The following is an 18,859-nucleotide window of genomic DNA, read 5'->3' as shown; positions in this document are numbered from 1 at the left end:
GCCCGGAATGTCCCTCCGGCCGGGGGCAGTTCCATGCCCGCTGTCAGACGGGAAGCGGCGAGGTGCCGATCAACTCCGCGATACGGTCCGGGGACACCGCCCGCGAGTACAGCCAGCCCTGCCCGGTGTCGCAGCCGATCCGCCGCAGCCGGGTCGCCTGCCCCGAGGTCTCCACGCACTCGGCGGTGACCGTCAGACCGAGCCGGTGCGCCAGCTGGACCAGCGCCTCCACGATCAGCTCGTCCGCCGGGTTGGCGTGCGCCTCGTCCTGGAAGCCGCGGACGAACGACCCGTCGAGCTTGAGGACCGAGACCGGGAGCCGGCTCAGATACGCCAGGTTCGAATAGCCGGTGCCGAAGTCGTCGATGGCGATCCGCACACCCATGTCGCTCAGCGCCTGGAGCGCCTGGAGCGGCCGGCCCGCCGAGCCCATCACCGCGGACTCGGTCAGCTCCAACTGCAGCAGATGCGGCGCGAGTCCGGTCTCCGCCAGGATCCCCGCCACGTCCGCCACCAGGTCGGAGTCCCAGACCTGCCGTACGGCCACGTTGACGCTCACGAACAGCGGCCGCTCGCGCGGATGGTCCTTCTGCCACTGCCTGGCCTGCCGGCACGCGGTCCGCAGCACCCACCGCCCGAGCTCGACGATCGACCCGTCCTCCTCGGCGATCCCGACGAACCGATTCGGCGCGAGCGTGCCGAACTGCGGGTGGTTCCAGCGCACCAGTGCCTCCACCCCGCGCACCGCGCCGTCCGCGAGCCCGACCAGCGGCTGGTACTCAAGCCCGAACTCCCCACGCTCCACGGCGGGTCGGAGCGTGGAGGAGAGCGCCTGCCGGGTCATCCGGTGGGCGTTGCGCTCGGGGTCGAAGAGCGTCCAGCGGGCCTTGCCGTCGGCCTTCGCCCAGTACAGCGTGGTGTCGGCGGCCTGCATCAGGCCCGTCGCGGTCGTCCCGCGCGCGCCCCGCTCCACCACCCCGATCGAGGCGGAGACGGAGAGCCGCTGCCCGGCCAGGTCGAAGGGCTGCTGGAGCGCGCAGAGCACCGACTGGGCCAGATCCGCCAGCTGTTCGGTCCCGGTGGACTCCTCGACGAGGATCGCGAACTCGTCGCCGCCGAGCCGCGCGACCAGGTGCCCGCCGCTCCTGGTGTACCCGTCGTTGTCCGCGCACTCCGTCAACCGGGCGGCCACGGCGGCGAGAAGACGGTCCCCGACGCGGTGGCCGAGGGTGTCGTTGACCGCCTTGAAGCCGTCGAGATCGAGGTAGCAGAGACCGATCCGCCCTGTTCCGCCATGCCCGTACGACTCGTACGAAGATCGGAACTCGCCCGACTCGTCGTCCTGGCCCGCCGCGGCCTCAAGGGCGGCCGAGAGCCGCTCGAAGAAGAGGGTCCGGTTGGGCAGCCGGGTCACCGGGTCGTGCATCTGGAGATGGCGCAGCCGGGCCTGGAGCTCGCGCCGGTCGCTGATGTCCGCGATGGAGAGCAGGACTCGGGGGCTGTCGGGCACGGGCGAGACGGTGACCTCGGCCCAGAGCGAGCGCCCGTCGGGGTGCTTGAGCCGGCGCGTGCAGCGGAAGCGGGAGCGGCGGCCGCGCAGCACCTCGCGGTACGCGTGCCAGGTGCGGCCGTCGGAGGCGAGGTCGACGAGGTCGGCGGCGGCCTGCTCGCGGAGGGCCGCGCCCTCGGTGCCGAAGAGGGTGCCGAGCGCGTCGTTGGCGGAGACGACGAGACCGTCCTGGTCGACGACGGCCATGGCGAGCTGTGCGGCGCGGAAGGCGGCGCGGTAGTCGCGGAGTTCGGCGTCGCAGGGGTGGGCGGGCGCGTCGTCGGGGCGACCGGACTCGGGGTGGCCGTCGGGGTGCGCGTCCGGGTGGCCGTCCGGGTGGCCGTGGTGACGCTCCGTGATCGTCGGCGCGGCCTCCCGACCGGCTGAGAGCCGGGTGTGCACCGGTCCTTCGGGGGTTCCGCTCACCGCTCGCTCCCGTTGTGGTCGGGCCGTTCAGACGTGGTCGGGATGGGGTCGGCCAAGGAAAGTGTGCCGATCATAGAGGCACCCCAGGGGGCCGTTCCAGCTTCATGGGCGGCCGGCGGCCCGGTGGACGCCCCGAGCCACCTCCCGACGCGGCCCGGCCGATCGTTTCTGCGCGGGTCTGACGCGGGACGGCGGGGGCCTGACCGATTGTGACGTTCCGTGAGTCGTTGAGGGCGCGTGTCGCGTCGACCCCGTGATTGCGCGCTCACCCGACTGGGGCAGCGGAAAAGTGCGAAACACCGCAAACCATCACAAGGTGGTTGAGGTGTCCCGCATTCCGCAGCCGGAGGTCCACGTGAGGGGTCAGCAGCCACCCGGGGGAGTGGACCGCGCACGGCTTCGTGCCTCCGCCGCGGCCTTCACCTCCCTCGTGGCGCTCGCCGCGACCGGGCTCGTGGCGGGCCCCGCCGTGGGCGCCGCGGCGGCGGGCCCGTGCGCCCTGCCCCGTACCGCCGCGCACCACTCGCTCGGCCTCGACACCTGGAACGGCGCGTACCCGAAGCCGGTCCGCTCGCTCGACGCGGTCATGGTCTTCCTGTCGTTCCCCGACTCCGAGCCGCTGACCACGACCGAGGAGTTGGCCGCCGACCACTTCCCCGGGACCAGCGAGTTCTTCCGGAACGCCTCGTACGGCCGCTTCGCGCTGCGCGCGGACACCCGGGCGGAGTGGACCGAGATGCCGAAGGAGTCGACGGCGTACGCCATACGGCGTGACTGGGACGCGGCGAAGCGGACGGCGTATCTGCGCGACGCGCTGGCGGCGGCGGACGACAAGGTCGACTTCGCGCGCTACGACATCGTCTATCTGGTCGCCGACCCCGACGCCCCTGGCGTGGACTCCGACGCCACCAAGGTGGTGAACCTGGAGCAGCCGCTCACGGTGGACGGCAAGGAGATCGAGCGGGTCGTCACCGTCTTCGAGCGGCACCCGCCCGACCGCAACGTCCTCGCGCACGAGACCGGGCACGTCTTCGACCTGCCGGACCTCTACCACCGGCCCGTGGACGGAAAGGGCGACTGGGACACCCATGTGGGGGACTGGGACGTCATGGGCAGCCAGTTCGGTCTCGCGCCGGAGCCCTTCGGCTGGCACAAGTGGAAGCTGGGCTGGCTCGACCGGAGCCAGGTGACCTGCGTCCAGGGGCCGGGCAGCCGCCTGTTCAGCCTGGAGCCGCTGGCGGCGGCGCCGGTGGCCGGCGGTTCGCTCGGCAACCGGCTCGCGGTCGTCCGTACGGGGGTGGGGACCGCGCTCGCGATCGAGGCGCGCGGCGCCACCGGCAACGACCGGGACACCTGCGCGGAGGGCATCCTGATCTACCGCGTACGGAACGAGGCGGCGTCCGGCGACGGCCCGATCGAGGTCGTGGACACCCATCCGCGGACCGAGGCCTGCTGGGACCGGTCGGTCTACCCGCCGCTCGCGGACGCGCCGCTGGGTGTGGGCGAGACGTTCACGGTGCCGGGCGAGGGCACACGGGTGGAGGTCGCGGACCGGACGGCGGCGGGGGCGTGGACGGTGAAGGTGACGGTGCCGCCGACGTCGTCGTGAGGGACGGATGAGAGCAGCAAGAAGGCCCCCCGCTTGCGCGAGGGGCCTTCTTCGTCTGTGCGCCGCCAGGGACTCGAACCCCGGACCCGCTGATTAAGAGTCAGCTGCTCTAACCAACTGAGCTAGCGGCGCCTGCTGACGTCGTAGACCTTAGCACCCTGATCGGCGCCAGGAAAAATCGAAATACGCACGTCGGCGGCGGAGGCCGCGCGGACCGCCCGGACACAGGCCCAGAGCATGACCTCGGGCCCCGGCAGCCAGGGGTGCCGGGTGTCCGGGGCGACGACCCAGCGGGGGCCGCCGGCCGGGGCGGGGGTGAGCGGGGGGATCGTGACGGCGTCCCCGAGGCCGTGGCAGAGCGGGGGCGGAACGGAGTCGCCCCACTCCTCCCAGTGCAGCAGGGCCGGTAACCGCTGGGCGGTCCCGGGCGCGGCGAAGAGCAGCATCCGGCCCCGGTGGACGGCGACGGGCCCGGATCCGGGGCCCTCCGCCCAGAGCCGGTCGAGCATCCGGCGCCCGAAGGTGCTGTCCACGTTCACGACGTCGAAGACCGCCCCGCAGGGCAGGACGGCGGGGGCGGCGGGCCGGCCCTCCCAGAGCGCGAGCGTGGAGCGCGGGAACGCGGCGGCGGAGGCGAGCCAGTCGGCGCCCGGAGCGGTGACATGGGCGGAGTGGTGGCGCCGCTCGTCGGGGTCCCGCAGGAACCGGAAGATGTCCTGCCGCTCGCTCCGCCGCTCGTCGGTGTCGCTCTGGGCCGGACTCAGCGGGGTCTCGTCTCGTAGCCATGCGCTCATGACCCAAGATCTACCGGCAGTGACGGAACTGTTTCCCAGTGTTGCCAAAAACCCGGACAGGGCACGTGCCGGGGGAGTATCTTTCGCCCCGGCATATGCCAGACGGGTCGGTTGCCGGACGGGTCAGTCGTCGGTCGGCGTCCCGCCGGCGCGGAGCAGATCCCGACCGAAGTCGATCATCCGGCGGGCGTAGTCCTCGGTCCACTCCGCCCGCTCGGCGACGTCCGCCGCCGTCAGCCGGTCGAAGCGGCGCGGGTCGGCCAGCTGGGCCGCCGCCATCGCCTGGAACTCGATCGCCCGGTCCTTCGCCGCGCGGAACGCGAGCGTCAGCTCGGTCGCCCGCGCCAGCAGCTCGCGGGGGTCGTCGAGCGACTCCAGGTCGAAGAAGTGCTCCGGGTCCGCGGTCGCCTCGGCGGGCTCGAAGACCAGCGGCGCCGGCCGGAGCCGCCGTTGCCCGTTCCGCTCCGCGGATTCCGCCATGGTCCTTCTCCTCCTCGCACGCGCACGGCCCGGAGTTCCGGGCCTCCCTCCATTGTCCCGCGCCGCGCAAGAGGGCGAGGCGCGGGGCGGGTACGGAGGCGGGCTCGCGGCGGGCGCTCAGCCGTCGAGGCCGCCCAGGTACACCGCGAGCCCGCCGAAGAACTCATGTTCGGCGTCGACCCCGGGCGCGTCCCGGGCCGCCTCGGTCATGAACGGGAAGTGCTCGTGCGGCAGCTCGGCGATGGTGCTCGTGCCCGCGCCGGCGAGGGAGCCGAGGTGTTCGAGCTGGATGGCGCCGACGACGTACGCGACGAGTCCGCGCAGGGCGACGACCCGCCGCTCGCCCTCGATGCCCGCCTCGGCGAGGAGCCCGAGGACCGACTCCGACCAGCGCAGCAGACCGGGCAGCCGGTGCCGGTGGCTGAGGGTCAGCGGGACGGCGGCCGGGTGCTCGATCGCGCTCGTGCGGAGCCGGGCGACCATGACGACGACCCGGTCCCGCCAGGGCGGTCCCGCGGGGGGCGGGGTCGGGTCGACGGAGCTCAGGACGCGTTCGGCGACGAGGCCCTCCAGTTCGTCGCGGTCGGCGACGTACCGGTAGAGCCCCATGGTGCTCATCCCGAGCTCCTTGGCGACGGTGCGCATCGAGAGGCCGGGGAGCCCGTCGCGGTCGATGACGGCGAGGGCGGCGGCGGCCAGGTGGTCCGGGGTGAGGGAGCGGGGGCGCGGCATGGGTTGACAGCGTACGCCCTACGCCTATGGTGTTAGGAGTACGCCGTACGCCTACGGTTTCAGGGCGACGGCCGCGCGCCTACAAGGAGGTTTCACCCGTGCTCGCACCTGGCGCCCGCGTTCCCGTCAGCACGCTCGACCCGGTCCTCGGCCCTCCGGTCGCCGTTCCGGACCCCGACCCCGAGCGGCTGGTCCATCTCCAGTTCCGGCGCTTCGCCGGCTGCCCGATCTGCCACCTCCACCTGCGGTCCTTCGTCCGCCGGTACGAGGAGATCGAGGCGGCCGGGATCCGCGAGGTCGTGGTCTTCCACTCCCCGCCGGAGGAACTCCACCCGCACCTGGACGGCCTGCCGTTCCCGGTCGTCGCCGACCCCGGCAAACGGCTCTACGAGGCCTTCGGGGTCGAGTTCTCGCCCCGCTCACTGTTCTCGCCGCGAGCCTTGGCGCCCGTGGCGCGGGCGATCGCCCTCGGTACCGGAGACATCCTGCGCGGCCGTCAGCGCCCGCCGCGCCTGAGGCCGCGGGGCGGACGCTTCGGCCTCCCCGCCGACTTCCTGATCGGCGCCGACGGCCGCGTGGCCGCCGTGAAGTACGGCGTCCACGCCGACGACCAGTGGCCCCTCGACGAACTCCTCACCCTGGCCACCACGACGAGGCGCACCGCGACGAAACGCTGACCTCAGGGCGTCTTCGAGAGGGCCAGTTGCGCTCTGGCTGGATCGGTTGAACCGAGCGACGAAGAAGCGTGGAATCTTGAGGCTTTGAAAATCTTCAAGGAATCCCACGCTCTACAGGCATCTTGAGCGCCTGAGGGCTGTCCTGTACGTCGGCTGTGCTGTGCCTCGAGACCGGCTCGATCGGGTCAGGATCGCAGCCGACTGAAGAGATCGTTCGATGCTACGTACGACCAGCTGACCGAGCGGGCTGGTCGGGGGCATTTCATGCGAGCAGGACGGGACGCCGTGGCCGGCTGGCGTATCCCGGACTTGATGAACCTACGGCCGCCACGAGACACGGTGGTTGGACCAGAAGTCCCACGTGGACATCATCGCCTCCCAGCCGTCCGGGAATTTGACCGTGACGCCCAGCTGGACCGGTTCTGTCGACGGGTGGTCGTCCAGGAGGTCGGCGACGCCTGCGCGGCAGACGACGATGCAGGCGTGGCGGTGGCGGGAGGCCAGGACGCACAGGCGGCCGGTCTCCAGGTGGAAGGCCGTGGCGTCCGGGCGGCCCGACAGCGGGTGGAGGACGACCGTCACGTCGTACTCGCGGCCCTGGAGACGGTTCGCCGTGTCCACGGTCACGCCCGCGACGCCCAGCTCCGCGAGGGCCGCGCGGACCGCCGCCGCCTGGTCGCGGTGGGCCGTGCCGACCGCGACCCGGTCCGGGGTCAGCGGCACCGGCTCCGGCCCCCGCTCGCTCACCGCCGCGCCGCCCCGGTCCAGGAGCCGCCGCACCACCAGCGCGACCGCCCGGATCGCCTCCGGGTCCGTGCGCGGAGTGTGCCGGGCCGGCAGTTCGAGCAGGCCCCAGCCCGACTCCGCCGCCTCGTCCAGGACCCGGTCGGGGCCCGAGCCGTCCGACGGCACCCCGAACGTCAGGCGCCGGTCACCGTGGTCCGTACCGCTGCGGAACCGGGTGTACGGGTAGAACGCGTCGGACACCAGCGGCGCCGCCGACGCGGGCAGCCGCCAGGACACCGGCAGCCGGTGCTGCGGCAGCTCCGGGTTGTGCGCCAGGAGCGTGGAGACCGCGGACGCCGACGGGTCGTACGACAGGCCCGCCCACTGCTCCGCGCCCACCACCGAGAACGGGTCCAACTGGCCCGGGTCGCCCACGAACAGCGCCCGCTCGAAGAGCCCCGCCACCGCGAGCAGCGCGTCCGAGCGCATCTGGTACGCCTCGTCCACGATCGCGTGCGCCCACGGCTCGACGTTCTTCACGTGCGCCCACTTCGCGGCCGTCGAGATCGTCACCGGCAGCCCCGCCAGCTCCCCCGCCTTCGCCGACTTCCGTACGTTCTCCAGGCCGTCGAGCGCCTTGTCGTACGGATCGCTGTCGTTCGAGTGCAGCCGCCCCACGTCCAGGTCCGGCTGCTTCTCCGCGAGCCGCAGGACCAGGTCGTCCACCTGGGCGTTCGTCTGCGCGACCACCATCAACGGGCGCCCCGCGTCGGCCAGTTCCAGCGCGGCGCGGACCACGAGCGTCGACTTGCCCGCGCCCGGCGGGGAGTCCACGACGACGCCCCGGGCGGTCCCGTGCAGGGTGTCGGCCAGGATGCCGGCGGTGGCCTTCGCGGCCTCCGCCGAAGGGTCGAAGACGTCGGGGGTCAAGCGGGTCACAGCAGGTCCTCCGGCGTCGCGGCGTCGGGCAGTTCGGCGGCGTCCGAGCGCGGAGGGCCGCCGTGCGTCCAGGGTGTCTCCTCCGGGTCGGGCAGCTTCGCGCCCACCCGCTGGTCGTGCTCGAAGAGCGTCCAGGCGATCCGCTCGCCCTTCTCCGGCACCGACCCCTCGGCAGGCTCCTTCGACCGGCCCATCCGGTCGGTCACCCGCAGCACGAGCGAGCCGTCCTCCTCATGCCGTACGAACTCCGCCGTCTGCGGCTTGCCTTCGAGCGAGCGGAACACCTTGACCCCCGCGCCCAGGTGCGGCCGGTCGTCCGTGCGGACCGTCAGGAGCGGGCGCGGCGAGGGGCGCTTCGACTCCGACCAGGCCATCGTCACCTCCACCACCTCCGCGACGAACGCCTCGCCCGACAGCCGCCGCCCCGCGAGCACCAGCGGATCGTCCAACGCCTCCTGCGCCTCCAGCTGGCCCTGCGCCGACTCACGCGCGGCCAGCTTCTGCGCCGCCGTCACCGCGTCGTCGCGGCGGGGCTGCGGCGGCTCACCGGCGACCACGCGGTCGCGGTGGCCGGTGAACGACCAGCGGTCGCGGGTCCACCGGTCCGGCACCCGCGCGCCCTCCGGCAGCTCCCGCACCAGGTCGAGCGCGCGCCACACCGCCTCCCAGGTCGGCTTCAGCTGGGAGACGATCAGCCGGCGGATCTCCCGCTCGGCGCGGTGCAGTTCGGCGAGCCGCTCGTCGGCGCTCTCGCCGTCCTCGGCGGAGGCCAGCGCCTGCCGGGCCCGGTCGAAGCGCTCGATCGCGGGCGCGAGCAGCCGGTTGTCGAAGTCCGGGTCGGTCGCGGGCCCCGCGGGCGGGCAGAGCAACTGCCCGTCCCGGTCCCGGCCGAGCTCGGCACGGAGCGCGGCTTCGGCGCCCGACTCGTCGCCGTACGGATCGATCCAGGCCAGGAGCGCGCCCAGGTGCTGGTCCTCCAGGGAGGACTGGCCCGTCGCCCAATGCCGGTTCAGCAGGTCCGTCGCGGACAGCAGCAGCGAGGAGCCCGGTACGCGGGCCCGTTCGCCGAGGTGGGTCAGCCAGCGGCCGAGCAGCGGCACGCGCGGCGGCGCGGGGAACGGCGTCTCCGGGTCCTGCTCCGCCGTCCGCCGGAACCGCATCGACCGCCCGAGGAGCCGTACGTACTCGATGCCCGCCCGGCTCGGCACGACCAGCTGCGGCGCGTCCGCGCACAGGTCGACCTCGACCTTGACCTTCTTGCCCGTCTCCGGGTCGGTCTCGTTCCGCTCGGCCGCCTCGACGACGTCCGTGAACGAGTCGATGTACGGCAGGACTTCCTCGGCCAGGTCCGCGAGGAACGCGAACCGCAGGTCACGGTCGCGCGGCTGCGCGACGACGAGCAGCCGGGGCTCCTCGCGGTCCGTCCCGACGAGCGCGCCGAGCGGCGCGCCCGCCTCGCCCGCGGTCGTCAGTGGTACGAGGACCAGCGGCCGCTCCGACACGTGCCGGTGCCGCACCGTGGCCAACGGCTGCGCCCGACCGGCCTCGACGGCCTCGAGCCGGGCGAGGGTGGAGATCAGCGACATGAGGAGCCTCCCGCCGCCAGCGCCTCGGCGCGAAGCGCCTGCGCCCTGCGCAGGGCCTCGACCGTCGGGTCGTCCGCGTCGCCCGCCTCGCCTCGGGCCGCCGCCAGGACCGCGCCGACCGTCGTCAGGCTGCCCAACTCGCCCCGTACCGAACGGCCCAGGGTCTCCACCGCTCCCGCGTGCCGGGCCCGGTCGCGGCAGTGGAAGGCCAGCTCGCACGCGGAGAGGCACTCGGGGGCGTACGCGTGCGGGACGGACTCCACGGCCTCCGCCAGCTGCTCCGCCGAGCAGCTCTCCACGTCGAAGGTGACGCCCTCCGGCAGCGCGGCCGCGATGTCCTCGATCCGGGTGAGCCGGGTCAGCTGACGGCGGGTCACCGACAGCTGCTTGCGCACGTCGACGACCGAGGCCGTCGGCAGGTTGGAGAAGTCCTTCGGGCAGACGAGGAGGACGTGCGGGGCCACCTCCGCGCCCTCGGTCACCGCCGCGACCCGCTCCAGGGCCAGGACGTACACCGCGGACTGGCGGGCCGCCGCGCCCACCTTGGACGCGTCCGCCGAACCGTCGATCATCGGGAAGGACTTGATCTCGACGACCGTCCACCGGCCGTCGGGGTGCACCACGACGGCGTCGGGCTCCAGATAGGCGGGGGAGCCCGCCACCTCCAGGGCCAGCATCGGGTGGTCGAGCAGCGACCACACCCCGGCGGAGGTCGCCTCGCGCAGCGCGAGGGCGGTGCGGGCGGCGCGGCCCTGGGGACCTGCCGCCGTCAGGTCCGGGACCTGGACGGCGCCGGGCTCTTCGATGCCGAGCAGCCGCAGCAGCTCGCGTCCGCCGTCCGCCTTGACCTTCGCCTCGAAGGCGTTCCCCCGCATGAACGCGAACTGCGACTGCCCGAACGCGGCCGGAGAGCCGAGCTTCGACGCGAGCGCGGTCTTGTCCACCCCCGCGCCGTCGAGCAGGGCGCGCCGCCGGCAGCCGGGGTTGGCGGCGAGCGCCGCAAGGGCGCGCGCGTCCAGCGGGCGCGGCACCACGGCCGGCCCGCGCAGCTCGGCGAGCCGCTCCCACACCCGCGGCTGTCGTGTCGTCTGCGGAGGAACAGAGGCTCCGCCGTCGAGGGAATCGCTCACCCGCGGAAGTCTCCCATCCGCCACTGACATCCGACCGCCGTTCTCCGCGAACCGCAGGTGAGGGGCGGCCCGCAGGCCACCGCGAATTCAGGTGGGAGATGATGGGGGGACATCGCTCCGTCGAACATTCAGGGAGCCTTCATGGCACCGCGCATCCTGCTCGCCCGGCACGGGCAGACCGAATGGTCGCTGTCCGGCCGCCACACCGGCAGGACGGACATCCCGCTCCTCGAAGAGGGCCGCCGCGGCGCGAAGCTGCTCGGCGAGCGGCTGCACCGGGGGGTCTGGAACGGCCTGCCGAACGTGGAGATCCGTACGAGCCCCCTGGTGCGCGCCCGGGAGACCTGCGACCTCGCGGGCTTCGGCGAGCGGGCCCAGGACTGGGACGCGCTGATGGAGTGGGACTACGGCGCGTACGAGGGGCTCACCCCGGCGCAGATCCACGAGCGTCAGCCCGGCTGGCTGCTGTGGCGGGACGCCGTGCCGGACGGGGAGAGCCTGGCGCAGGTCTCGGCCCGGGCCGACGAGGTCGTGGAGTGGGTGCGGTCGGAGGACCGGGACGTCCTGGTCTTCGCGCACGGGCACATCCTGCGGACGCTCGGCGCGCGCTGGCTGGGCCAGGACATCTCCTTCGGCGCCCGGATCCGCCTCGACCCGACGAGCCTGTCGATCCTCGGCTGGGCCTACGGCGAGCCGGCCGTGGAGCGCTGGAACGACACGGGCCACATGGAGTAGCCCGCCCCGGCGGAAGGGCGTTCAGCGGGCCGCCGCCAGGACCTGGCTCGTCTCCGTGAGGAGGCGGCGGATGCGGGAGGACTGGACGTCGCCCAGGGAGTCCACCACGCGCCGGGCCTCCGCCGACGCCTCGTCGCGGCGGCCCGCGTGGGCCAGGTTGCTGGCCAGCTGGGCGCGGTAGAGGGCCAGGTTGCGGGCGAAGTGAGGGTTCTGCAGAACGGTCGCCCGGTGGGCGTGGCGGGCCGCCCGGCCCCAGTCGCCGAGCGCCGCCCAGCAGCGGGCCTCCTGCGCCTCCAGCTCCGGTTCGCCGAAGAACGACATCCACTCGGGGTCCCGGTCGCCCGGCCCCTTGGCGAAGTGGCCGTGCGCGCGGCCGAGGGCCTGCTCGCAGGCCGACCGGTCGCCGAGCGCGGCCCAGGCCCCCGCCTCCCGAAGGGAGAGGAGGGCGAGCAGCCGGGCGGAGGCCAGCGGCTGCGCCGCCCGCAGCCCGGCCTGTGCGGCCCGGACCGCCTCCCGGTACCGTCCCGCGTCCCTGGCCAGGAACGACGTGTTGCAGAAGGCGTGCGCCTCCAGGGCGGGATCGCCCGCCACGCGCGCGGTGGCCAGCGCCTCCGCGTAGTGCGAGCGGGCGTCGTCGATGCGGCCCGAGTCGTGGGCGAGCCAGCCCACGGAGATCGCGAGTTCGCCCGCGCCCGCGTGCAGCCGGTCCTCGGTGGAGCGGCGGGCCGTCGTGCCCGCGTCGAGCAGGGCGTACGCCGCGCGCAGCGGCTGGGCGGCGGCCTTGTACAGACCCTCGGCGCCATGCCGGTCGTCGAGCAGCCGGATCTGCCGTACGGCGTCCTCGACGGCGCGGACCTCGGCCTCGCCGATCCTGTGGGCCCCGCGAGGGGCGGGGATCGCGACGGCCGTGCCGCCGAATCCCATCGAGACGGCCGCCACCGTGGCGGTGCCGCTCGTCATGAACGCGCGACGCAGCACGTCGCTCTCCTCATCGTTACGGGTGGTGAGGGCGGGTCCTGGCGGTGCCCCGGCCGGGACGGCGGCCGGCCTTCTGCCGCGTACCGCCTCCCGGGCCGAGAAGCCCAGGTCCGCCAGGGAGAGGCCGGGGAACATGTGCAGGAACACCCGCTCGTACGCGTAGTTGGGACAGCGGATCTCACCCGCCTCCACGCGCCCGATGTAGCGGGCGTCGCACGCGACCTGCTCGCCGATCTCCCGTGCCGCCCGGCGGACCGTCGCGGCGAACTCCGCCGGCGAGTGCTGTCCGCGGAGCCGGCGGAAGGCGAGATTGGGAACTGCCCCTGACACCGCCATGGCCGAGCCCTCTCCTGTGCTGCCGGTGTTCCGGCGGGGCAAAACGTACCTGCTGTGACCGGGTGCTCACGCAGGGTTTTGCCATAAATCGGATATCTCGCTCGCGATCTGCCATGAACTGCCATCCTTTGCGGCGGCGTGCCGCCGTAGCCGTTGACGCACACGGGCGTTGAACCATGTGGAGAGACGGAACGTGTCTTCTCAGGAGCGAGGAGGGGTCCCATGTTGGAGATCGGATCGCAGTCGACCGCACTGCACGCACCCACCCCGGACGCCAGTGCCCCGTGCACCGCCCCCTGCGACCTGGTGACCGTCCCGGTCCGCCAGGGCCTGGAAGCCGTGGACATCCTCCGTCGCGGCGGGACCCCGGTCGTCGGCCCCGTGCTGCACGACGGCGCCTGCGACACCCTCGGCTTCCTCGTGCCGCCCGGCACTGCGGCCGCCTGGGACATGCCGGGCAGCGCGTGTACGCAGACCTCGGGCCGGGGCCTGCGGATCCCCGAACTTCCGGAGCTCCCCGAGCCCGCCGGCGACGCCCCGCGCCCGGCCGGCTGGCTGCTGCCGCCCGGGGACTCCGGCGAGGTCACCGACCCGGCGGTGCTCCGCGAGGCCCTCGGCCAGGCCGCCCGCCTGATCGAGGCCGCCGACGGCTGCCACTGACAGGCCCCGAGCCTCGTCGGGCGGGGACCTGGCGTGCGTGCCGATAATGGAGCACGTGGCAAGGAACAAGCAGCGTGAACGAGCGGCCGCGGCCGTCGCCGTCGTCGAGACCGTCGACGGCGGTCTCGCGGAGCTCATACCCGACCGGGAGCGGCCCCGCGGCTGGACGCTGCTCATCGACGGCGCCCCGCAGTCGCACGTCGACCTCGACGACCCGGCCCATCTCTCCTTCGAGTACCAGCGGCGCCTCGGCCACATCGCCGACCTCGCCGCCCCGCCGAACCGGCCCCTCCAGGTCGTCCACCTCGGCGGCGGGGCCTTCACGCTCGCCCGCTACATCGCCGCCACCCGGCCCCGCTCCACCCAGCAGATCGTCGAGCTCGACGGCTCGCTGGTCCAGCTCGTCCGCCGTGAGCTGCCCCTCGACGCGGCCGCCCGCATCCGGGTCCGCTCCACCGACGCCCGCGCCGGGCTCGCCAAGGTGCAGGACGGCTGGGCGGACCTGATCATCGCCGACGTCTTCAGCGGCGCACGTACCCCCGCGCACCTGACCACCGCCGAGTTCCTCGGCGAGGTCCGCCGGGCCCTCAGGCCGGGCGGCTTCTACGCGGCGAACCTCGCCGACGGCCCGCCGCTGGCCCATCTGCGCGGCCAGATCGCGACGGCCGCCACCGTCTTCCCCGAACTCGCCCTGACCGCCGACCCGACCGTGCTGCGCGGCCGCCGCTTCGGCAACGCCGTGCTCCTCGCCTCCGACCGGGAGCTGCCCGTCGCCGAGCTGACCCGCCGGGTGGCGACCGACCCGCACCCCGGCCGGGTCGAACACGGCCGGGAGCTCGCCGACTTCACCGGGGGCGCGAGCCCGGTCACCGACGCGAGCGCCAAGCCCTCGCCCGTACCGCCGGCGTCGGTCTTCCGGTAAAGCGCGTCAGCGGTCCTCGATCTCCACGCGGGGCGCGGTGTCGTGCCAGACGCAGAAGACCGACAGCTCGCGGCCGTCCTTGGTGAACGTGACCCGGATCCAGGTGGGTTGCTTCCACACCTGCATCTGCCAGCCCGAGTTCGGCCTGGCCGAGACCAGCTCCGCCGAGGTCTCGCCGAGGTCGAAGACGACCTGGCCGCCGTCCACCGCGTAGGGCTTCACGCTTCCGCCGCCCTGCGGCGGCTTCGTGGTGGGCGGCTCGGAGGGCGTGGTGGGCTTGTGTGAGGGGGTCGCCGGGGCCGAGGACGGCGGCTTCGTGGACGGGTCCGCCGACGGGGTCGCGGAGGCGGTGGGGCCCGGAGCGTGCGTGGACGAGGCACGGGTCGCGTCGTCGGTGGTCCCGGCCGGAATCGGGAGGGCGCGCGGCGGGTCGTAGACCGTACCGGCCAGTACCGTGTGGACGCCCCACCAGGACAGAGTGACCGCCGCGCCCGTGGCGAGCGACCACGCCATCGCGTGAACAAGTCCTCTATGCATCCGGGCCATACTGCACCACCGAGGCGACGGCCGTCCCAGAGGGTGGACCTTGCCTCGGGTTCGCCCGTATGGCGTACGGTGCGGGCCATGGCAAGTGTGCTCGTGGTCGAGGACGACCAGTTCGTGCGCTCCGCCCTCATCCGGCATCTGACCGAGGCCTCCCACACCGTACGGAGCGTCGGAACGGCCCTGGAGGCGCTGCGCGAGGTCGCCCATTTCCGTTTCGACGTGGTCATCCTGGACCTCGGACTGCCCGATCTGGACGGGTCCGAGGCGCTGAAGATGCTCCGCGGCATCACCGATGTGCCGGTGATCATCGCGACCGCGCGGGACGACGAGGCGGAGATCGTCCGGCTGCTCAACGACGGCGCCGACGACTACCTGACCAAGCCCTTCTCGGTGGAGCACCTGTCCGCGCGGATGGCCGCCGTGCTGCGGCGCTCGCGCGCGGCGGCGGGCGAGGTCCCGCCGTCGCGGGTGATCCAGGTCGGCGGTCTCTCCATCGACCCGCTGCGCCGGCAGGCGGAGCTCGACGGGGCCGGGCTCGACCTGACCCGGCGGGAGTTCGACCTGCTGGCCTTCCTGGCGGGCCGGCCCGGTGTGGTCGTGCCGCGCAAGGAGCTGCTCGCCGAGGTGTGGCAGCAGTCGTACGGGGACGACCAGACCATCGACGTACATTTGTCGTGGCTGCGGCGGAAGTTGGGCGAAACGGCCGCCCGGCCCCGCTATCTGCACACCCTGCGCGGGGTGGGCGTGAAGCTCGAACCGCCGCGGGAGCAGCAGCCGTGAGATGGGCACTCGTCAAGGTGTCGCTGGCCGTCACGGCCATGGTCGTCATCGCCTTCGCCGTACCGCTCGCTCTCGTCGTCAAGGAGATGGCCAACGACCGGGCCTTCTCCAACGCCGAGCGGCGCGCCGCCGGGCTCGCGCCCGTGCTCGCCATCACCACCGATCGCGACGAGCTCGACCGGGCCGTGGCCACCACCGAGGACGGCGCCGCCGGGCGGATGGCCGTCCATGTCCCGGCCGGCGACGAACCGGGCGCCGAGGCGCTGGAGATCGGCACCCGGCGGGCCACGGAGGAGGACCTGCGGACCACCCGGGAGCTGGGCCGGGCCACCATCGCCGACGTGGAGGGCGGCTCGGTACTGCTCCAGCCGACGGCGCTCTCCACCGGCCAGGTCGCCGTGGTCGAACTCTTCGTCCCCGAGGGCGAGGCCACCAACGGCGTCACCACCGCCTGGCTCGTGCTCGCCGGTGTCGGCATCGGCCTGATCGTGGGTTCGGTCGCGGTCGCCGACCGGCTGGGCGTACGGATGGTCCAGCCCGCGCAGCGGCTCGCGGGCGCCGCCCACGACCTGGGCGAGGGCAAGCTCGGCGCGCGGGTCCCCGAAGAGGGGCCGCCGGAGCTGAAGTCGGCCGCGATCGCCTTCAACTCCATGGCCGACCAGGTCGTCCAGCTCCTCGCCAACGAGCGCGAGCTGGCCGCCGACCTGTCCCACCGGCTGCGGACCCCGCTGACCGTGCTCCGTCTCAACGCCGCCTCGCTCGGCTCGGGGCCCGCGGCCGACCAGACCCGGGCGGCGGTCGAGCAGTTGGAGCGCGAGGTCGACACCATCATCCGTACGGCGCGGGAGGCCAAGCCGCAGACCCAGGCGACCGGTCCCGGCGCGGGCTGCGACGCCTCCGAGGTCGTACGGGACCGGATGGACTTCTGGTCCGCGCTCGCCGAGGACGAGGGCCGCAAGGTACGGGTCGCGGGCGTCGACCGGCCGGTCCGCATCCCGGTCGCCCGGCCCGAACTCGTCGCCGCGCTCGACGCGCTGCTCGGCAACGTCTTCCGGCACACCCCGGAGGGGACGGCGTTCTCGGTGGACGTCCACAACGGCGACGACGCCGTCATCGTGCTCGTCTCCGACGCGGGGCCCGGCATCGCCGACCCGGCCGCCGCGCTGACGCGCGGCAACAGCGGCCGGCGGGACGGCTCGACCGGTCTCGGCCTGGACATCGTCCGGCAGATGGCGGAGGCCACCGGCGGAGACGTCGCCATCGGGCACTCGGTGCTCGGCGGTACGGAGGTCCGGATCTGGATCGGTCTGGACGGGCGCCGCTCCGGCGACACGGGCGGCCGGCGCGGCCAGCGGGGCCGCCGCAAGAAGGCGCCCGCGCAGCGCGCTCGGTGAGGGGCAGGTCCCCCGTCCCCTCCCTGCGTGCCTAGTGCTCCACCATGTCGCCCAGGGCGCGGTCGAGGTCGCTGGCGAAGCGCTGCCATTCCCGGGCGTAGGAGTTGGCCAGGTCGGCGACCGCGACGGCGCAGTGCACCGGCACCGCGGCCATCAGCTGCTGCCCGGCTTCGAGGTCCGGTGCGCGCTTGTTCAGCCAGCGCAGCAAGGCGCGTCCTGACTCGGTGAACCTGAGCGAGGGGTCCTTCGCCAGGGTCTCGATGCGCTGCTCCCGCAGGTCGCCCGGCGGTGGCCCGGCGGGCCGCTCGCAGCGGCCGGCCTCGCGTACGAGGCCGGGGCGCGGTGGCGGTGGTGGGGGAGCCTGCTCGTCGCGGCGCAGCCGCTGCCGGATCGCGCCCGCGGTGCTGATGGAGACGCCCGCGCTGGCGGCGACCTCGCTGAGCGTGGCGCCGGGGTGTTCGGCGAGGAAGGCGACGGCGACTTCGCGGCGCCGGGCCGCGTCGAGCGGGCGGGCGCGACCGTCCGCCCCGACCCGTACCTCCGGCTGCGGGACCTCCTCGGTCGACGTACGGCGGACGGCGCTCACGGTCTTGGGCGAGAGGCCGGTGATGCGGGCGATCGCGCGGTCCGACAGGTCGGGGTGCGAGGCCAGGATCCGCCCGGCGGCGGCCTTGCGGTCCTTGAGCGTCAGGGGCAGGCCGTGGGAGACGTTGGCCGACACGGAGTGGATGAAGACCTCGCCGGCCGGTCCGTCCAGGAACCGGACCGGGATCTCGGCCTCGCCCCGGAGCCGGGCGGCGTGGAGGCGGTGCATGCCGTCGACCACGCGCATGGTGCCCCGGTGCACCAGGACCGGCTCGATGGCGCGCTGCGCGAGCACCTCGACGTGCTCCCGGCTCAACCCGCCGAGCCGGGGCGAGTCGGCGGCCAGCAGGGAGTCCGTCGGTACCAGGTGGACGTCCGAACACGCGCCACCGGTCATGGCCTCGAGATCACTGTCCGTCGCCTCTAATACGTCCCTCAATTCCTCCACCACCCTTTCCTCACGCGAGCGCGTGAGCACGACAGCCCGCCGCGGGGACGCGGCGGGGCACGGTTCCGGGCACGGTTCGACCATAACAAAAATAGCGTTCTTTATGTTCTGTAGAGTGGGCAAACAGCTCCCCAACTCACGGGGGAATGCGAGTCGTTCGGAGCGACACCAGGGGGCCAGACGAAACATGACAGAGGGACCGACAACGTGGCGCAGACACGAGCCGCGCTCACCCGAAGCCGGGTACTATCCGCCGCCGCCCTGGAGCTCGCCCGGTACGGCTACGCCGGCACGTCGCTGGCGCGCATCGCCTCGCAGGCCGGGGTGACGCAAGGGGCGCTCACCTTCCACTTCCCGACCAAACCCGAACTGGCCCGGGGCGTCTACGAGGAGGGTGCGACCGCCACGCGTTCGGCCGTCATCCGCGCCCTGGCGCGCTCGCCGCTGCCGCTGCAGAACATCATCGACCTCACTCACGAGGTGGCCCGGCTGCTGCGTTCCGACACCACCGTGCAGGCGGCCGCACGGCTCAGCCGGGAGACCGCGTGGACGGGGTGCTTCTGGTACCGGCTCTGGCTCGGCGAGGTCGAACTCCTCGCCGACCGGGCGTGTGCGCGGGGGGAGTTGGCCGAGGGCTGTACGGCGGGGCTGCTGTGCTCCCTGGTGGTGTGCATGCTCGCCCGGTTCGACAGTCCGTCGGTCCCCACGACCGGCACGGTCGGCGAAGACCTCGAAGCGCTCGCGCAGTTGTGGTGCCTGGCGCTCGGCGCGGTGGCCGCGACCCGCTCGCCCGACCTGCTGCCGGGCGGAAGTCAGAGCTGAGAGAA

At 73.6% G+C, this 18,859-nt stretch carries 18 protein-coding genes and 1 tRNA gene; 8 read left to right on the top strand and 11 right to left on the bottom strand.

Annotation, left to right across the window (positions count from 1 at the left end):
* Positions 1-43 precede the first annotated feature (43 nt).
* A complete protein-coding gene (locus tag AB0F56_RS20755; RefSeq protein ID WP_362011649.1) occupies positions 44-1,975 on the bottom strand; it encodes an EAL domain-containing protein in 1,932 nt (643 codons plus the stop codon).
* 355 nt (positions 1,976-2,330) lie between these two features.
* On the opposite strand from AB0F56_RS20755, the gene AB0F56_RS20750 reads away from it, so the two are divergent.
* A complete protein-coding gene (locus AB0F56_RS20750; protein ID WP_362011985.1) occupies positions 2,331-3,584 on the top strand; it encodes a M6 family metalloprotease domain-containing protein in 1,254 nt (417 codons plus the stop codon).
* A 58-nt stretch (positions 3,585-3,642) separates the two neighbouring features.
* Here AB0F56_RS20750 and AB0F56_RS20745 read toward each other — a convergent pair.
* The 4 genes from AB0F56_RS20745 to AB0F56_RS20730 all read right to left on the bottom strand — a co-directional run bounded on the left by AB0F56_RS20745 (position 3,643) and on the right by AB0F56_RS20730 (position 5,590).
* Positions 3,643-3,716, bottom strand: a tRNA-Lys gene (locus AB0F56_RS20745).
* The gene (locus tag AB0F56_RS20740; RefSeq protein ID WP_362011646.1) at positions 3,707-4,378 is read right to left on the bottom strand and encodes a bifunctional DNA primase/polymerase; all 672 of its coding nucleotides are present in this window, start codon (positions 4,376-4,378) and stop codon (positions 3,707-3,709) included. The genes AB0F56_RS20745 and AB0F56_RS20740 overlap by 10 nt, the downstream gene beginning before the upstream one ends.
* Before the next feature lie 123 nt (positions 4,379-4,501).
* Positions 4,502-4,858, bottom strand: coding sequence for a hypothetical protein (locus tag AB0F56_RS20735; RefSeq protein ID WP_362011644.1), 357 nt, complete (start codon positions 4,856-4,858; stop codon positions 4,502-4,504).
* A gap of 117 nt (positions 4,859-4,975) precedes the next feature.
* Positions 4,976-5,590, bottom strand: coding sequence for a TetR/AcrR family transcriptional regulator C-terminal domain-containing protein (locus tag AB0F56_RS20730; RefSeq protein ID WP_362011642.1), 615 nt, complete (start codon positions 5,588-5,590; stop codon positions 4,976-4,978).
* Positions 5,591-5,688: 98 nt separating this feature from the next.
* Here AB0F56_RS20730 and AB0F56_RS20725 point away from each other — a divergent pair, with 98 nt between their 5' ends.
* A complete protein-coding gene (locus AB0F56_RS20725; RefSeq protein WP_362011639.1) occupies positions 5,689-6,267 on the top strand; it encodes a peroxiredoxin-like family protein in 579 nt (192 codons plus the stop codon).
* Positions 6,268-6,585: 318 nt separating this feature from the next.
* Here AB0F56_RS20725 and AB0F56_RS20720 read toward each other — a convergent pair whose 3' ends face one another.
* Genes AB0F56_RS20720 through AB0F56_RS20710 form a run of 3 tightly spaced genes read right to left on the bottom strand, consistent with a single transcriptional unit; the run spans position 6,586 to position 10,648 of the window.
* Positions 6,586-7,923 carry an AAA family ATPase gene (locus AB0F56_RS20720; RefSeq protein WP_362011983.1) on the bottom strand — a complete coding sequence of 446 codons (1,338 nt, stop codon included), beginning with the start codon at positions 7,921-7,923 and terminating at the stop codon, positions 6,586-6,588.
* Between the two features lie 5 nt (positions 7,924-7,928).
* Entirely contained in the window at positions 7,929-9,518 is a 1,590-nt protein-coding gene (locus AB0F56_RS20715) for a hypothetical protein (RefSeq protein ID WP_362011636.1), read from the bottom strand.
* Positions 9,509-10,648, bottom strand: coding sequence for a hypothetical protein (locus AB0F56_RS20710; protein WP_362011633.1), 1,140 nt, complete (start codon positions 10,646-10,648; stop codon positions 9,509-9,511). Before AB0F56_RS20710 ends, AB0F56_RS20715 begins: the two co-directional genes overlap by 10 nt.
* 141 nt (positions 10,649-10,789) lie before the next feature.
* Here AB0F56_RS20710 and AB0F56_RS20705 point away from each other — a divergent pair, with 141 nt between their 5' ends.
* Positions 10,790-11,383: a histidine phosphatase family protein gene (locus tag AB0F56_RS20705; protein ID WP_362011630.1), complete on the top strand. Its 594-nt coding sequence runs from the start codon at positions 10,790-10,792 to the stop codon at positions 11,381-11,383.
* Positions 11,384-11,404: 21 nt separating this feature from the next.
* Here AB0F56_RS20705 and AB0F56_RS20700 read toward each other — a convergent pair whose 3' ends face one another.
* Positions 11,405-12,697, bottom strand: a complete 1,293-nt coding sequence (locus tag AB0F56_RS20700; protein ID WP_362011627.1) for a tetratricopeptide repeat protein — start codon at positions 12,695-12,697, stop codon at positions 11,405-11,407.
* 222 nt (positions 12,698-12,919) lie between these two features.
* Between AB0F56_RS20700 and AB0F56_RS20695 the strand changes: the two genes are divergently transcribed.
* Together AB0F56_RS20695 and AB0F56_RS20690 are read left to right on the top strand one after the other, a co-directional pair.
* Complete coding sequence (locus tag AB0F56_RS20695; RefSeq protein ID WP_362011624.1) at positions 12,920-13,357, top strand: hypothetical protein; 438 nt, start codon at positions 12,920-12,922, stop codon at positions 13,355-13,357.
* A 55-nt stretch (positions 13,358-13,412) separates the two neighbouring features.
* The gene (locus AB0F56_RS20690) at positions 13,413-14,279 is read left to right on the top strand and encodes a fused MFS/spermidine synthase (RefSeq protein ID WP_362011621.1); all 867 of its coding nucleotides are present in this window, start codon (positions 13,413-13,415) and stop codon (positions 14,277-14,279) included.
* A gap of 6 nt (positions 14,280-14,285) precedes the next feature.
* Here AB0F56_RS20690 and AB0F56_RS20685 read toward each other — a convergent pair whose 3' ends face one another.
* Positions 14,286-14,792, bottom strand: a complete 507-nt coding sequence (locus AB0F56_RS20685) for a hypothetical protein (protein ID WP_362011618.1) — start codon at positions 14,790-14,792, stop codon at positions 14,286-14,288.
* Positions 14,793-14,903: 111 nt separating this feature from the next.
* On the opposite strand from AB0F56_RS20685, the gene AB0F56_RS20680 reads away from it, so the two are divergent.
* Positions 14,904-15,605, top strand: a complete 702-nt coding sequence (locus AB0F56_RS20680) for a response regulator transcription factor (RefSeq protein WP_362011615.1) — start codon at positions 14,904-14,906, stop codon at positions 15,603-15,605.
* Positions 15,602-16,999 (top strand): HAMP domain-containing sensor histidine kinase, encoded by a 1,398-nt coding sequence (locus AB0F56_RS20675; RefSeq protein ID WP_362011612.1) that lies wholly within the window; start codon positions 15,602-15,604, stop codon positions 16,997-16,999. Before AB0F56_RS20680 ends, AB0F56_RS20675 begins: the two co-directional genes overlap by 4 nt.
* 31 nt (positions 17,000-17,030) lie before the next feature.
* Here the strand turns inward: AB0F56_RS20675 and AB0F56_RS20670 are convergent, their stop codons facing one another.
* The gene (locus AB0F56_RS20670) at positions 17,031-18,032 is read right to left on the bottom strand and encodes a transcriptional regulator (RefSeq protein ID WP_362011609.1); all 1,002 of its coding nucleotides are present in this window, start codon (positions 18,030-18,032) and stop codon (positions 17,031-17,033) included.
* 207 nt (positions 18,033-18,239) lie between these two features.
* Between AB0F56_RS20670 and AB0F56_RS20665 the strand changes: the two genes are divergently transcribed.
* Entirely contained in the window at positions 18,240-18,854 is a 615-nt protein-coding gene (locus AB0F56_RS20665; RefSeq protein ID WP_362011606.1) for a TetR/AcrR family transcriptional regulator, read from the top strand.
* Positions 18,855-18,859: the final 5 nt, after the last annotated feature.

Source organism: Streptomyces sp. NPDC026092, from assembly GCF_040638605.1.
Taxonomy (GTDB): Bacteria; Actinomycetota; Actinomycetes; order Streptomycetales; family Streptomycetaceae; genus Streptomyces.
Note: the sequence above shows the minus strand (reverse complement) of the source record. Positions and strands in the feature narration are given on the sequence as shown.

Coding starts and splice junctions, on each gene's coding strand:
- AB0F56_RS20740 (WP_362011646.1), bottom strand. CDS start 4,378: ATGAGCGCATGGCTACGAGACGAGACCCCGCTGAGTCCGGCCCAGAGC.
- AB0F56_RS20735 (WP_362011644.1), bottom strand. CDS start 4,858: ATGGCGGAATCCGCGGAGCGGAACGGGCAACGGCGGCTCCGGCCGGCG.
- AB0F56_RS20730 (WP_362011642.1), bottom strand. CDS start 5,590: ATGCCGCGCCCCCGCTCCCTCACCCCGGACCACCTGGCCGCCGCCGCC.
- AB0F56_RS20715 (WP_362011636.1), bottom strand. CDS start 9,518: ATGTCGCTGATCTCCACCCTCGCCCGGCTCGAGGCCGTCGAGGCCGGT.
- AB0F56_RS20705 (WP_362011630.1), top strand. CDS start 10,790: ATGGCACCGCGCATCCTGCTCGCCCGGCACGGGCAGACCGAATGGTCG.
- AB0F56_RS20700 (WP_362011627.1), bottom strand. CDS start 12,697: ATGGCGGTGTCAGGGGCAGTTCCCAATCTCGCCTTCCGCCGGCTCCGC.
- AB0F56_RS20695 (WP_362011624.1), top strand. CDS start 12,920: ATGTTGGAGATCGGATCGCAGTCGACCGCACTGCACGCACCCACCCCG.
- AB0F56_RS20685 (WP_362011618.1), bottom strand. CDS start 14,792: ATGGCGTGGTCGCTCGCCACGGGCGCGGCGGTCACTCTGTCCTGGTGG.
- AB0F56_RS20680 (WP_362011615.1), top strand. CDS start 14,904: ATGGCAAGTGTGCTCGTGGTCGAGGACGACCAGTTCGTGCGCTCCGCC.